This window comes from Candidatus Omnitrophota bacterium (assembly GCA_041650805.1).
Classification (GTDB): domain Bacteria; phylum Omnitrophota; class Gorgyraeia; order 2-01-FULL-45-10; family 2-01-FULL-45-10; genus JBAZKM01.
In genome coordinates this window covers 44389-58061 of the sequence record JBAZKM010000005.1, presented here as the reverse complement: position 1 = coordinate 58061, position 13673 = coordinate 44389, and the positions used below count along the sequence as shown (strand labels likewise).

Sequence of the window (13673 nt, the reverse complement as noted above, 5' to 3'; positions counted from 1 at the left end):
CTCTCCTTTCTTATTTACAGGTATATTGATGAGACCCGGCTTATACTATATAATGAATCCGCGATTTACTCAACAAAAAACATTGTGGCCGGTTTCCTTGTATGTTACAATGGCGCTTAGTCAAACCGGAAAGGACAGGCAAGAGATGAAAAATGCGATATACTACATCACGGGGATCGTCGTCCTTGTCGCGGCGTCCTCTCTCCTGGGCCTCACGACTAAACAGCTGGCGGCGGTAGCGGGCTTCTCTTCGATATTCTTTGGGGCGATATTCTTCTGGCAATACCGTCTCGCCTTCGCGTTCTTCGGCGTGGGGATACTGCTCGCCACCGGGCTCATCGATGTCGCTCATGTGGTGGAATTCGCCGGGCTCGATATCGTACTCTTCCTTATAGGCATGATGATAGTGGTCGGTTTTCTGGAAGAGAAGCAGTTCTTCGAGCATCTCATAGACCGTCTCATCGTGCTGGTGGGGATGGACGGCAGGCGGCTCATGACGGTGATGCTCGTCGCCTCGTTCCTTTCGGCAGCCCTTGTAGATGAGGTCACATCGATACTCTTCATGGCCGCCGCGATGCTCAACATAACCTCCAAATACAAACTTAACCCCGTCCCCTTCCTCATCATGGTCGTCTTCGCGACGAATGTCGGTTCAAGCGCCACCGTGGTCGGCAACCCGGTGGGCGTCATCATCGCCATGAGGAGCGGGCTCGGGTTCGCGGAGTTCCTGCGGTGGGCCTCGCCCATTTCCATCGTCGTGCTTATTGCCACTATCATGCTGTTCTTCTTCTATTACTCAAAGGCGATCGGCCACCTTCACACCGCTTTAAGGTCCGATGCCGGTGAAAGGAAGAGCCGCGGAGAAGCATTATCCGCAAAAGAGCCGGTCACGCGCGGCGTCCTGGTATCGGGTCTTCTCTTCGCCTGCGTCATAATCGGGCTCGTTCTCCACTCCCATGTGGAGCATCTCCTCGGGCTTGAAAAGAATACGATGCTCCTCGGTACCGCGCTCCTGGGGGCCGCAGCTGCGCTTCTCCTCTCAAGGGAGAACGCGCGGGTCATCGTAGAAAAGAGGGTCGACTGGTGGACGCTCGCGTTCTTCCTGTTCTTATTCGCCTCCGTCGGCACGCTTAAATTCCAGGGCATCACTTCCGTCATCGCGCAGAGGATAATAGGCGCGGCGGGGGACAACATCCCTCTCCTCGTCGCCATATGCGCATGGACGTCCGGGGCCCTCACCTCCGTAATGGACAACGTCCTCGCCGTCGCCGCGTTCGTGCCGATCATCAAGGATATAGGCGCTATGGGCATACCGACCTTCCCGCTCTGGTGGTCGGTCCTCTTCGGGTCCACGCTTCTCGGCAACCTCACCATAATAGGGAGCACCGCAAATATAGTGGCTGTCGGCGTGATGGAACGCAGGAAGCTGGGGGCCGTGGGTTTCCTGGAGTGGCTTAAGGTGGGTATAGTGGTCGCTATACCGCAGTTACTGATAGCTCACATGCTTATACTTGCGCAGTTGAGGTGGATGGTCAAATAGGGTCCGCCCTATCTCCGGTCTCTCCCAGGGGCCAGGAGCATAACAAGGGCGAGCCCCAGCAGTCCGCTCAATATATTCAGATATATGTCCCGCACGTCATAGACCCTGTTCGGCAGAGTCCCCTGGATAAGCTCATCGCACCACCCGACCGCCACGACCAGCGCCGTTATCAGAAGATACCGTATCCATTCCTGCCGCACATCCCTGAAGACCCTCCACACCAGATACGCGAGAAACCCGTATTCGAGGAGGTGGACCTTCTCCGCGATGATAGGCGTGCACTCCATGAGGACATAGACATATACCGACAATATCACCATAAGCCATATATAAGGCATGACGCCGTTCCGGCCCAGCCGCGACCCGAAGAGGAGGCATACGGTCACTATCATCACGAACGCCGCGATATCTATGACCAGGCCTCCTTTCGGTCCGACCAGTTTCGAAAAGAACGAAAATACCACCGGCATCACGGATAGCGTGGAATATATGATCCCTATGTACAGCATGAGCACCGCTACATCTATCATCTTTTTATTATTCATATTCTCCTCTTAAATATCTATTGACATTGTTTTTCCGATATTGTATTGTATACCTCGGAGGAAGAAAATGACCCGCGATAAGTTGAACTGCTGCGAAACGTGCCAGATATACTGGACCTGCGAGACGAAGTGGTACCGGGGAGAGAAGGGCGAGGAGAACCTCTGTTGCGAACTTTGCAACTACTACAAGGTCTGCGACGATAAGGTCAAAAAAGAGAAGCTCTCCTCTAAGGATAAGTAGTCCTCGTCCTGTTTTCATATAAGACCCCCGACACACCGTATACCAGAAACAACATCCCCGTCCCTGTGAGCACCCAGAAACTGCCCGTATGTTTGACCGCATACGCGGCGGCGAACATGAATACCAGGAAAGCAAGGTGCATGACCGCTTCGAGCGAACTGAATATCCGGCCCCTCGCCTCTTCGGGGACCGTCTCGTGCGTAAGTGTATTCATCGACGTCATCATCGGGCTCACCGCGATCCCTATGAGCGCCGCCAGCGGCCCGGAAAGCAGTATATCGGGCCATCCCTTCACGGAAAAGGTGAAGAGCGCTATGGAGATACCTGTCGCGGTGAAGCTGGCGTAGACGATCATCCTCTTCTTCAGGCCCTGCCCGAACTTCCCGTACAAGAGCGTGCCGAGAAAAAGCCCGATCACGAGGAACATCCCGAGGAACCCCAGGTCCCGCGTCGGCGTATCGAAGGCGTCCTGTATGAAGACGATGATGACGCACGATATCGCGCCTATCCCGGCCATCAGCAGGAAGAACGCGTTCACGATGAAACGCATATTACCGTACTTCGTAAGATATCCTATCCCCTCCTTTATCTCCGTAACGATCGACTTCCTGATGGAGTCCTCGAGCGCCTCTCTAGTCACCTCAAAATCATCGCGCACGTGCCGTATGAACTCCCTCTGGACTATCATCCCGATGAAGGCGGCCGATATGAAGAAGCTCGTCGCGTCTATATAGAACCCGCCGACCGCGCCTATTGAAGGGATATTCACTATGATGCCGGCGACCACAAGGCCCACGACGTTCCCTATCATGTGCGTGGTGTCCGAAAGCGTGTTCGCGACCAGGAGTTTTTCTCTCGAGACGAGCTCCGGTATTATGGCCATCTTCGACGGGATGAAGAACCTCGAGATCGAGAACGTCAGGAATACTATGAGATATATCGGGAGGATCTGGTTCGTCTTGATGAAGAAAGGTATCAACAACACCAGGAAACCGCGCAGGATGTCGCATATGATCATGACGTTCCGGCGGTTCAGCCGGTCGACCCACGCGCCCGCGATCGGGCCGATCAGGAAGACCGGGATTATGGTAAGGGCTATCAGTTTGGCGAGCGCCACGGCGTTCCCGGGGGAGCGCTGGTAGACGAGGGCGACCAGCGCCATCTGGTTCAGCCGGTCGCCGAAGTTCGATACGACCTGCGCGCACCAGAGTAGCGAGAAGTTCTTATCTTTGAATACGTCCCGGAAACGTATCATCTTCATATCACGTAAAGTACCAGCGCTCCTATCGATATGGCCAGAAGGCCCATGACGCGCATTACCGCAGGCGGCTTCTTCTGCCACCAGTCAAATATATACTTTATACGTTTCGGGCCGAGCAGGAAGACGACCGCGGCGCCTATCAGCATCAGTACACCCAGTATCGATACGACCCGGGGGAACCTGCATTGCGGGGCCGCCAGTATGAAGATCGTGCCGAAGACGAGCCTCATCGCCCCGGCCATATAGACGTTATTTCCCCTGGACCAAAAATCGATCACCCTCCTGAAGACGGCCGGGTTGAGCGCTATGACGGTGCCCATGCATACGATCACTACCCCCACCATCCTGGCCAATATCACCATAGCCACCTCCTTTATATGGACAACGACTTGAATAACGGGTCATCATAATTGCGGCGCAGCGATCTCCGGCAATCGTGGCAGAACCTGTCCTTCTTTTTGCCCGTATCCGGAGCGCCGGCGGAAGAGCTCATGACGCATTTCGGGTCGGAGCAGTCAGCGAGGCCGAGCGATCTGCCTATAACGTACAGCGCCTCCTTGAAGGCCCTCTCCGGAAAGAGCTTATCATCCGGTCCCGGGCCGCGGGACCCGTCCCCAAGGCGCGCCAGCGATATTATGCATATGCCTCTCTTCCCGTCCGCCAGGCCGGATATGTGATCCGCCTCAGGGGTATAGAGGTCGGCGCCGGTCACCACCAGCACCCGCTCGTTACGTACATCTATCGTGACGAGCCGCCATATGCCGTCCAGGACAGCCGAGGCGTCATACCCTTTCCGGGAGGCATAGTAAGCGTCCGGGGGCAGCTCCTTCCGCGTCTCTATCGTCACCCTCAACGTCATGGGGAGCGCCTCCGGGAGGCGCCCTTTTATATATTCCAGCACCTTCGCATCGACGTCTCCCGCCGGCACGAGGTAGATATGTTCTTCGATCACCCTCGCCTCGCCCATGCCGGGAAGGAGCACGGATGAAATAAAAAGTGTCAGTATAAATATATGCCTAAGCATATTCACCTTATTGCGGCCGCGGACAGGACCTTACCCCGCGTTTCATATCATACTGCTGGTGATACTCCTCGGCCTCATAGAATTCAGACGCAGGGACTATCTCGGTCACGATCTTCCTGCTGAACTTTCCAGTCCGTTCAAGCCATTCCTTTGAAGCGAGCGCCGCCTTCTTCTGGTCTTCATCATGATAGAATATGGCCGAACGGTACTGTGAGCCGGTGTCCGGCCCCTGCCGGTTCGGGGTCGTAGGGTCGTGTATATCCCAGAAGACCCTTAGGAGTTCGTCATATGATATCATTGACGGATCGTAAGTGACCTCGACCGATTCGGCATGGCCTGTGGTATCGGTGCAGACCTCTTTATAGGTCGGGTCCTTCGTCCTGCCTCCCGTATAACCGGCCCTGGTCGAGACGACGCCCTTCAATGTCCTGAACGCCTCCTCAACCCCCCAGAAGCAGCCGGCCGCAAAGGTCGCCTTTTCCTCTCCTGCCTCAGCGTCTCTCATATATGCCCCCTCCGATAAAAAAACCGCGATGCATATCAATATATACCGCGTGTATCTCATATAGCCGCTCTTTTGCCCAGCTCTATGGCCTTCTCGCGCACCCCTTCCCTCTTCTTTATATCGCCCGATACGCCCGCGTTCGGGACGAGGAGGGATTCGAACTTCATGCCCGTGTAGCCGGCCGTTATCTCGAACGGTTTAGCCAGCGCGTCCAGCCCTACGTCTTCGTAGGCGCTCGCCATCAGGACGAGCGTCTTATCCTTAAGCGGGGTCACCATGGTGCCGGCCTCATTGTCCCATTTATATAGCGAGAACATCCTGTCGAAGACGAGTTTCAGCTGTGCGCTCGGACCGAAGAAGTAGAGCGGCGTGGCCATTACGATGACATCGGCATCCGCCATCCTCGCCAGGACCGGGGTCGCCTCGTCATTTATGGCGCACTCGTACTCCTCCTTCTTCTGGCACGCCCTGCATGACATGCACCCCGTAGACTTGTATTTGAGAAAGGCGGTCGGGACGACTTCGACATCCGCGCCTTTTGAGCGCGCCCCTTCGACGAACCAGCCGACGAGCGCGGCTGTATTGCCGTCCGGCTTGGGACTGCCCGACAGGACCAGTATCTTTCTTGGCATAAAGGCCCTCCCCTCTTTCCGTATGCATATATTATATCATACTGCCGGAAAAAAAGCGGCTTTAGGAGCGCGTAAATAATGAAAAAGCCGGACTTCGTGCCTTGTCAGTTCGCATACCCTCGTGTATACTTATCTGGTGTATGAAAATCGATGCTTGGCATATTTGCCAGGCATTTTTTATTGGCATAATACTACAACCTGTTTCGAGGAGGAAGATAACGCTTATGAGATGACGCAATAATAAATCTGATGCCCTCAAAGGGGTGATATTTATGAGGGTGAGGCCGGATCGCGGCAGCATACGAAGGATAGGACCATATGGTAAGCTCGGCATCGCAATAACCATATGGTCTTTTTTAATCACTTCAACATGTACCGCGTTCGACCTGCCTTTGATGAAGAGGGCCCTCAGCCCCCCGTCGAATATAGACCCCATCGCGAAGATAGAGGATGCCGACAAGACGCCCGTCGTCGTAGAGAGCAGGTTCGACAAAGATATAAAGAACGGCTTCAAGGAGGACTACTACTGCCTCTACGTCAATAATACCATATCGAAAGCCCTTGAGTCGAATGCCGGCACCGGAGAGCTGAGCAGGCTCATCGGGCGGCTTGAAACGATCCACGAAGCATCCGGCCTGGGAGGCGAATTCAAGGCCGCCGGGAAACGGGGCGGCTTTTACATAGAATATCTGAAAAGTACGGGAGGCGACCCTCTCATATTGCACTACTTCCTGAACAAGGCCGAGGCCAGGACATGCGCGTATACGGCCCTCCCGTTCGATACGGAAAGAACGCTCTATTGCGAGACCATCTCCGGGAAGGAGTATGAAAAGATAAAGGACACCCCGCCCGTCGCCTTCTCAACGGACGGCGGGTGCGAGAGGCAGGTAATAGAGGCGATGGGAGAGGCGGAGAGGACGATAGATATAGCGATATACGAATTCGACAACAGGGCCATACTTGCGGCATTGTTGAAGGCCCACGAGCGGGGTGTGAAGGTAAGGGTGGTCATGGATAAGTGCAATGTGAAGAGAAAGGCGGCCGGCGAGCTAAAGGGGGCGGGCATAGAGACGGTTATAGATAAACGTAAGAGCGGCCTCATGCATAATAAGTTCATGATAGTGGACGATAAGTTCGTGGTGACCGGAAGCTACAACTGGACGGAGAAGGCCAATGACTACCGGGAGAATACGATAGTCCTCGGCTGCGCGGAGCCGTTCCGGGAAGAGTTCGAGCGGATATTCGGAGGCGTCCTCTCAGGCCGCTCTCCGCCCGGGGCGAGAGGCCCCCCTTCACGGATAAAGGCCTTATTCTCCCCGCATGGCGGCTGCCATGATGAGATAAAACGAATCATAGAAGATACTAAAGCCGCAAAGTCAGCCCACCCCGAATACCCCCAGACCATAGATATAGCCCTATACTACTTTACCGATAGAGACATCGCCGGGACCCTCTTTGAAGCGAAAGAGGCCGGGGTCGACGTGAGGATCATCCTCGACAAGACGCAGAAACGCCTCAGTTACGGCATCGAGGAGTTTCTGCGCGGCCTCGAGAGAGAGGCCGAGAGGAAGAGGGCCGACGGGCAGGTCCGCGGCTCGCTCATAATAAGGTATCACCGCATACCGCACGGCATCATGCACAATAAGTTCGCCCTGATCGGCCAGAATACGCTCACCGGGAGCTACAACTGGACCGCGGCGGCGGAGAAGAAGAATAGCGAAAATCTGGTGGTGATACCGGGCCGTGTCAGGGACTACGAGGAGGAGTTCGAGAGGATATGGAAGGACTACGAGTCGCCGGCAATAATAGACGAAGGCGGGCCTGGGAGAGAGCTTGCCAGGGGACCACCGGCCGGGCCCGGGATGTGCGAAGAGCTGTCGGAGATAGACGCAAGGCCCTTCGTAAAGGATGCGCTCGATAAGATAGAGGCCGCCAACCTTGCCGTCTTCGGCCGGAAGTCCGCTTATCCGCATGTCGCGCCTTCGCGCGCGCCGCCGCTCCTCGAAGGCACCTCTATCTACGCGGGGACCCTGCCCGAGGGATCTTACAGCAAAGTCATAAAGGATTTCGAGGACGGAAAGTACGATATCTGCACGGTGGTCGCGGACAGCATAAGGCTCTTCCGCGTATTCGACAGCACCGGGGAGAAGGGCAAGTCAAGATTTGATGGGCCGTGGTTCTCCGAAGAGAGGTTCATCGGGTCTCCCCCGGAGACGAAAGCCAACCTCTTCCTCGGGGACTATAACGATGCGAGGATGCGCGGCGAGGTGATGCTGAAGAGAGGCACGGTATTCCTCTTCGGTAATGTCGCCAACGGCCGCGGTACCCAGATATACGTCCCCTGGGACTTCATAAATAACGGCTATGTCGAATACCTTAAGGATACGATCGAGAGGTGGGACGACCTTCACAATACGTGGTGCAGGTAAGTACTATCTCTGCGAAGCCCTACCCGACTTTTCACCCGTTGAAGGGCGAAGTAGGAACTTGTCCTACGAAGCTCAAAGCTGTAAAGCTTTGAGCGAAGTAGGATGGAGCTGGCGGAGGGAGTTGAACCCCCGACCTGCGGTTTACGAAACCGCTGCTCTACCAACTGAGCTACGCCAGCAAACTGTCTATCGACTTCTGAAACCTCAAAGCATATCGCAGTCTCTCCGAAGCCCTACCTCAGTATCCGCATTGAAGGGCGAAGGAGGACCAACTGAGCTACGCCAGCGTCGCTTCGGCCTCGCTGCGACCAACGTGTTATAGCGTTGGTAGGTCTTGCTCGGCCTCCGCTCCTTAAAGGGAAACCCAATGGTTTCCCTTTAATATATCCCTTCCTTCGCAAGCTATAGATGAGCTCAGGGGAAAACGGTCTTTTCCCCTGAAACCCCTTTTTATCTCACTGCTCTCGGGAAGGGGCTTATCGGATTATTGTACCGAATGGCAGATACTTAGGCAAGGGAAAAAGGATAGCGTTCTATGGGACAGGTCGGGGATTTCGTCGGGGACAGGTCTGGGATTGCGCCGGGGACAACTCTGGGATCAGAACAGGGACGGGCCTGGGATTGCCTCCAGAACCGTACCCAAAACTCCAAAAGGTAAGTCCTGCCGATTTATTGAAATTTTAATTCTGACTGCATAGCCTACAGCTATTTTTAATCAATCCCACCTGTAGCATAAATCATTTTGTATTTATTGCTTTCTCTAAAACTATTCATAAAATCATCAAATTCTGCACACTTCTTATTTGTCTTATTAAAAATAACAAAGTAGCAAAATACGTTATGAGAATAACCTTCTGAGTTAAGCCGTATAAATAACCTTTCTATCTTTCTATGGTCCTTTTTTATAGACCCCCTTAGTTTCTGTTGTGTAATTCCTGACCTGGCTCTTATGAATTTTAACTCAAAAATAATCGCATTGCCGCTAAAAGAACATCCTTTACTTGGAAGATTTTGCCACGGATGTAGCCCGTAGCCATGTAATATACTTAAATGTGCTGGCTCAAGTAAGGTTATATCTGGCTTTATAGTTAATTTTCTATTCTCGTCATACCAAGGCAACTCCGTATGAATGGAATTTGCTTTTATATGGCTGTCTCGTGTGTTTAAACTTCTACGCAACACAGGAATTTCTGCTAACTTGTTGTATAGTAAGCATTTTAAATCAGATTCCGTTAGAATTAACCCTTGCGTATGTTGATATTCGGTTTCTAATTCTACAATTTTTCTTTCAATAGTAACTCGAATATCATTCGAAAGTATGTTGGGATGTTGAAGCGCTCTTTCCCGCAGTTCTTCTGGCGAAGCGGATCGAAAAATGCTTTCAGGTTCATTTGCGTTCATTTAGTATCCTTCTCAGCTTCTTTTACCAGCTCGTGATAGCGGCAGAAATCACATTCTGGATTTGCTTCCGGAATTGTATCAGCATCTAAACACTTTCTAGCATTTATTAAAGTTGGCTCAACCCATGCATCATCGCCTTTATATGGAATTATCTTTACATCGAATTCGAGTTTATTTGCAAAGGCCTCTTTACCAGACTGGCCATTGCAATAAACAAAATATCCGATTTCCGAAACCTTAAATTCATTCCTACGAAAAAGCCATTGATAAAGCTCCATCTGTCTTTTATAAGATATTTGCCACTCTGCATCAAGGTTAACTTCTTCCTTTTTTGATGTGCTCTTATAATCAACTATCAGTAACTCGCCTTCAGGGGTTACCCATACATCATCTATGGCACCCGTTACAATAAAGTTCGTCGATTTGTGGAGATAGGAAACCCCTTTCCTTAACGCATCACGCCATTCATCAAGCTTCTCATGTTGGAATGGAATAGCATTAACACCAAAAGTTTTCATTAAAGGGTGTGCGGTTTTATTTTTTCTATAAGTGTCAAATTCTTTTTTAAGAAGGGCATCTACTGCAGAGTTAAGGCTAAACGGATATCCTGGAGGTTGTCCAACACCTAATCGTCGATCAAGATAAAAGCATCTTTGGCATGATAAAAAAAGGTCAATTTTTGTGCGACTTAATTTAAAAGGTGCCACATTTTTAGGATCGAACAAGTTGCGGGTTCTTTTCCCATTATAATACTGACTCATTGCTCACCTACAGTTATTAATTTAACCGATTTTTTCATAGGGGTAATTATTACGAATGTTTCTATTTAAATAAGCTCCTAATGAGCTTGCTTGCATAAAATCATTATACACAACGGCGGGTATATTGCGGTACTCATAGATTGAACCATTTGTAAATTGAACCCGCATAGTTTCTGTAGATTCGTCATATCCAACTGCTTGAAGATTAGAGGAAGCTACTTGCTTCATTTCCATAATTATTTTTCCTCCTTCTTTTCAACACTAAATCGACCATTACGCCAAAGATCGATTGCTTGCTTATAATAATCTGCTAATGGTGGAGATTGCGACCACGCTCTTGAGACTCTGGGGTCTTCACTTTTAGGTGCTTTCGTGGCCGCATCAATTCTTACTCGTGATGGGATTTTCACAGCCTCGCCAAAGATTAGAGCTTCTCCAGTTCGCAGGCTTGGTATAAGTGCCAACATATCTGATAAATCATCTTGAACTGCGGATGAGACATGAGCTCTGTCTTGACCGTTGGTCATGCGTAATGCTATTGTGGTCCCGCATTGACTAAGAACCGTAGGATCAAGTTCGGATGGTCGTTGAGTAACTAACATCAATCCTAGCCCATATTTTCGTCCTTCCTTTGCAATGCTTCTAACAGAGCTAGAAGCGACGGACTCCTCTCCGGCCTGCAAATACATATGAGCCTCTTCTAATACCATTAATAACGGTTGTTTTCTGCCACCAATCGGTAAATCTTGTGCCCAAAATAGTGCGTCATAGGCAATTCGGATAACGGCTCCTGATACAATCGCAGTAATTTCTGCCGGTACTCCTGATAGATCTAATACAGTGATAGGTTTGTCATGGGCTAGCCAATCCACTAAAAGTGCGTCTAAATCTTTTTTTACTTTTCCATCTTTTGAAGGTTCCCATTCACCCGGATGGAAGAAAAAATTAAATCTTTGATCGACCAGTCTATTTCTAATATTATTAAGATAACGCAGGATTCCCTTAGCTTGGTTATTTAAATATGGATTGGTGTTTGTAGTAGAATGGGGCTCAAATTGTGCGCTAACCAAAGAATCAGAATTTCCCTCTTTTATCAGTGCCTCCGTAATTGTTCCGCCTGCCCCTCTATTAATAGTCAGGCGTTCAAATCGATCTAGCTGGTACCATAATTCTTTCAGACTAAAAGGTATGGGGCTATCTGCGCTTAGCGCTGCTTCTTCAGGAGGGGAGGCAAGATTCTTACTAGCTTCCAATTTTTTTGAGAAAATCTTTTCCCGTACATATTCTTCTTGAGGATCTGTAAGTGCGCCCACGAATGTTTTTAATAATTCTCCAAATGGTAATGCCCAATAAGGAATAAATAAGGGATATTCGCCATTATGTTTATTGGCATTAATTTTAAATACTCTGGCATGACTACCAAGCGCTGCGCCATATTCACCATGGGGGTCTATTAACAATATACGAGCCGATGGGAATTTGCCCTTGGCTATTTCACTAAGAAAAACTGTTACAGCATTAGATTTTCCGCTCCCAGTAGAGCCGAGAAGCGCGACATGTCTGGTTACTAATTTATCTATATCAAGTCTTGCAGATAAGCTTTCCGATGCGCTAATCTGCCCAATTGAAATAGAACCTTTGTCATTCATGTTGCCATAAATAATTTTTAAATCATCGATTGTGACAAGGTGAGCATGATCCCCGCTTACTGGCGACTGGCTTACACCTCTCTCAAAGCGATCTCCAACCCTTTCTCCAACCAAAACCATTGTTAGCCAATTTCTAGCTTGCTTACTGAGTTTATCTGCATCTTCCATGTCTCGCAATTTTTCTGGTATTGCATCTGCTCCCGCCTGAGTAACGACCCCATAAAGATCTATATAGCCAATCGGTATCCTCAAAAAAGAGCCAATCTGTCCAATACGATATACGCGCCCATCGATTACCGGAACATTGGAGGGCAAATGTTCGGTATCAATCAATATTGATATACGATTCCCTAGAACGCTTTCTACCGTACCTATTATTGTGTCATTGCGAAGCATTTTTTCCTTTTAAGAATTCTCTGGAAGCATTAAATTTAAAAACTCCACTAGATTCGAAAAATCGCCTAACTTCAAAACCCCCTTGCCGTCCCAATAAGCTTCGTGATCAGGTATTTTCTTACCATTATCCTTAGCAGGCGTGGTTAAATTTGCCGGGACAGCATCTTCGTCAAAATAAGAGCCGATTTGAGTGCTATCTGAAGCAGATGGTTCTCTGTTTAATTCCCACAAGCCATATGTACCACCTATTACCGCCGAATTTTTTGCCATTAACGTTAAGCGTGGCTCATATTTGGCTAATTTAACTGCATGGTGATCTTCTGAAGCCTCTCCATGAAGAAACGCATAAATCGCGGACGATCTGGTTCTAGATAGCGCGTGAATGATTGTATCGTTAAGGTGTTGGTCACCAAATCCATATCCACAAATAATTAAAAAACTGTCATCTTCTCGCAAGAAATTATCAAGTCGCTCTATGAAGCTTACATACGGCTGTTTTCTAGAATCGTCGTATTTTAACAAGGATGGGAAAACCATAAGGCTCCCCTCGGATTTTTCACGAACAATTCGCTTATGCTCTTCGTCTAGTCGCCATCCAAGAGATCCGTGAACTTTCCATAGACGTACCCAATCGACGGGCAGATCATTTTCCGCTACAGATGCAGGATAAAAGAATGGTTTATGACTACCGACAAAGCCGTCAAAATACGGCACCTTTTCCCTTTCGAAACCAACTTCAAACAAGTAATCATAATTTGTTGTAAATACCTCTATAGCTTTTCTTCTGTTAGCATTGCGAATCCATTTTGCAAATTTTTGGTGAACTATGTCTTTTGGTATCTCAGGAGAAACGAGCTTCTCAATCTTTTTCGTAATTTCGATTTCCAAGTCCTTAAATCCCTGTTGATTTAAACCGCACAAGGTTTCTGAACCAATAACCTGAGCCTTTAGACGTATATTTGAAAGTATGTATTCGATTTGAGAGGGCTGCTTATTCTTACTGAGCTCTTCTTTTATGGCCTTATAACATGTTTTGGATTTTTCGGCGGATAGTTGAGTCTCCACAATGTTTGTTAATTCATTTATGCCGGGGATAAGCGCTTTTTTTGAGGTGGGATCTTTTATCGACATCGATGTTCCGGCTCCTGCAAAAAATCCAATAGATTTTGTAGGAGAATAAAGCAGTTGTTGAAATCCGCGAATTATTTCTCTGGGGTCATGTTTCGGGTGGTCATCTTTCATACTTAAGCTCCTTCCCTACCCTATTACATACTGGGGCCATCCTATTT

Annotated in this window: 14 protein-coding genes and 1 tRNA gene; 3 read left to right on the top strand and 12 right to left on the bottom strand. The window is 49.5% G+C overall.

All coding sequences use genetic code 11. From position 1 onward, the window contains the following. Positions 1–145 precede the first annotated feature (145 nt). The gene (locus tag WC515_04670; GenBank protein MFA5146648.1) at positions 146–1540 is read left to right on the top strand and encodes an SLC13 family permease; all 1395 of its coding nucleotides are present in this window, start codon (positions 146–148) and stop codon (positions 1538–1540) included. An 8-nt stretch (positions 1541–1548) separates the two neighbouring features. On the opposite strand, the gene WC515_04665 is transcribed toward WC515_04670, so the two are convergent. Continuing rightward, positions 1549–2085: a VanZ family protein gene (locus WC515_04665; protein MFA5146647.1), complete on the bottom strand. Its 537-nt coding sequence runs from the start codon at positions 2083–2085 to the stop codon at positions 1549–1551. Between the two features lie 67 nt (positions 2086–2152). On the opposite strand from WC515_04665, the gene WC515_04660 reads away from it, so the two are divergent. Beyond that, entirely contained in the window at positions 2153–2326 is a 174-nt protein-coding gene (locus WC515_04660; protein ID MFA5146646.1) for a hypothetical protein, read from the top strand. Here the strand turns inward: WC515_04660 and WC515_04655 are convergent. Genes WC515_04655 through WC515_04635 form a run of 5 tightly spaced genes read right to left on the bottom strand, consistent with a single transcriptional unit; the run spans position 2313 to position 5748 of the window. After that, positions 2313–3587: an MFS transporter gene (locus WC515_04655; GenBank protein MFA5146645.1), complete on the bottom strand. Its 1275-nt coding sequence runs from the start codon at positions 3585–3587 to the stop codon at positions 2313–2315. The two genes, WC515_04660 and WC515_04655, sit on opposite strands and share 14 nt — an antisense overlap. Continuing rightward, entirely contained in the window at positions 3584–3949 is a 366-nt protein-coding gene (locus tag WC515_04650) for a hypothetical protein (GenBank protein MFA5146644.1), read from the bottom strand. The genes WC515_04655 and WC515_04650 overlap by 4 nt, the downstream gene beginning before the upstream one ends. 11 nt (positions 3950–3960) lie before the next feature. Continuing rightward, positions 3961–4611 carry an archaemetzincin gene (locus tag WC515_04645; GenBank protein ID MFA5146643.1) on the bottom strand — a complete coding sequence of 217 codons (651 nt, stop codon included), beginning with the start codon at positions 4609–4611 and terminating at the stop codon, positions 3961–3963. A gap of 7 nt (positions 4612–4618) precedes the next feature. Then, positions 4619–5116, bottom strand: coding sequence for a peptide-methionine (S)-S-oxide reductase MsrA (msrA, locus tag WC515_04640; protein ID MFA5146642.1), 498 nt, complete (start codon positions 5114–5116; stop codon positions 4619–4621). A 56-nt stretch (positions 5117–5172) separates the two neighbouring features. After that, positions 5173–5748, bottom strand: a complete 576-nt coding sequence (locus WC515_04635; protein ID MFA5146641.1) for a flavodoxin family protein — start codon at positions 5746–5748, stop codon at positions 5173–5175. Positions 5749–6020: 272 nt separating this feature from the next. On the opposite strand from WC515_04635, the gene WC515_04630 reads away from it, so the two are divergent. Continuing rightward, positions 6021–8177, top strand: coding sequence for a phospholipase D-like domain-containing protein (locus WC515_04630; GenBank protein ID MFA5146640.1), 2157 nt, complete (start codon positions 6021–6023; stop codon positions 8175–8177). Positions 8178–8280: 103 nt separating this feature from the next. Here WC515_04630 and WC515_04625 read toward each other — a convergent pair. The 6 genes from WC515_04625 to WC515_04600 form a co-directional block, all read right to left on the bottom strand. Then, positions 8281–8356 (bottom strand) — tRNA-Thr (locus WC515_04625). Between the two features lie 532 nt (positions 8357–8888). Continuing rightward, positions 8889–9578, bottom strand: a complete 690-nt coding sequence (locus tag WC515_04620; GenBank protein MFA5146639.1) for a hypothetical protein — start codon at positions 9576–9578, stop codon at positions 8889–8891. Then, entirely contained in the window at positions 9575–10303 is a 729-nt protein-coding gene (locus WC515_04615) for a PD-(D/E)XK nuclease family protein (protein MFA5146638.1), read from the bottom strand. The genes WC515_04620 and WC515_04615 overlap by 4 nt, the downstream gene beginning before the upstream one ends. Positions 10304–10360: 57 nt before the next feature. Further along, on the bottom strand, positions 10361–10573 hold the full coding sequence (locus WC515_04610) for a KTSC domain-containing protein (GenBank protein MFA5146637.1): 213 nt from the start codon (positions 10571–10573) through the stop codon (positions 10361–10363). Positions 10574–10575: 2 nt separating this feature from the next. Beyond that, positions 10576–12384 carry an ATP-binding protein gene (locus tag WC515_04605; protein MFA5146636.1) on the bottom strand — a complete coding sequence of 603 codons (1809 nt, stop codon included), beginning with the start codon at positions 12382–12384 and terminating at the stop codon, positions 10576–10578. A gap of 9 nt (positions 12385–12393) precedes the next feature. Then, a complete protein-coding gene (locus WC515_04600) occupies positions 12394–13626 on the bottom strand; it encodes an SIR2 family protein (GenBank protein ID MFA5146635.1) in 1233 nt (410 codons plus the stop codon). Positions 13627–13673: the final 47 nt, after the last annotated feature.

What these genes read in the sequence shown, in the direction of transcription:
- WC515_04670 (MFA5146648.1), top strand. Translation starts at nt 146, where the DNA reads ATGAAAAATGCGATATACTACATCACGGGGATCGTCGTCCTTGTCGCG.
- WC515_04665 (MFA5146647.1), bottom strand. Translation starts at nt 2,085, where the DNA reads ATGAATAATAAAAAGATGATAGATGTAGCGGTGCTCATGCTGTACATA.
- WC515_04660 (MFA5146646.1), top strand. Translation starts at nt 2,153, where the DNA reads ATGACCCGCGATAAGTTGAACTGCTGCGAAACGTGCCAGATATACTGG.
- WC515_04655 (MFA5146645.1), bottom strand. Translation starts at nt 3,587, where the DNA reads ATGAAGATGATACGTTTCCGGGACGTATTCAAAGATAAGAACTTCTCG.
- WC515_04650 (MFA5146644.1), bottom strand. Translation starts at nt 3,949, where the DNA reads ATGGTGATATTGGCCAGGATGGTGGGGGTAGTGATCGTATGCATGGGC.
- WC515_04645 (MFA5146643.1), bottom strand. Translation starts at nt 4,611, where the DNA reads ATGCTTAGGCATATATTTATACTGACACTTTTTATTTCATCCGTGCTC.
- msrA (MFA5146642.1), bottom strand. Translation starts at nt 5,116, where the DNA reads ATGAGAGACGCTGAGGCAGGAGAGGAAAAGGCGACCTTTGCGGCCGGC.
- WC515_04635 (MFA5146641.1), bottom strand. Translation starts at nt 5,748, where the DNA reads ATGCCAAGAAAGATACTGGTCCTGTCGGGCAGTCCCAAGCCGGACGGC.
- WC515_04630 (MFA5146640.1), top strand. Translation starts at nt 6,021, where the DNA reads ATGAGGGTGAGGCCGGATCGCGGCAGCATACGAAGGATAGGACCATAT.
- WC515_04620 (MFA5146639.1), bottom strand. Translation starts at nt 9,578, where the DNA reads ATGAACGCAAATGAACCTGAAAGCATTTTTCGATCCGCTTCGCCAGAA.
- WC515_04610 (MFA5146637.1), bottom strand. Translation starts at nt 10,573, where the DNA reads ATGGAAATGAAGCAAGTAGCTTCCTCTAATCTTCAAGCAGTTGGATAT.
- WC515_04605 (MFA5146636.1), bottom strand. Translation starts at nt 12,384, where the DNA reads ATGCTTCGCAATGACACAATAATAGGTACGGTAGAAAGCGTTCTAGGG.
- WC515_04600 (MFA5146635.1), bottom strand. Translation starts at nt 13,626, where the DNA reads ATGAAAGATGACCACCCGAAACATGACCCCAGAGAAATAATTCGCGGA.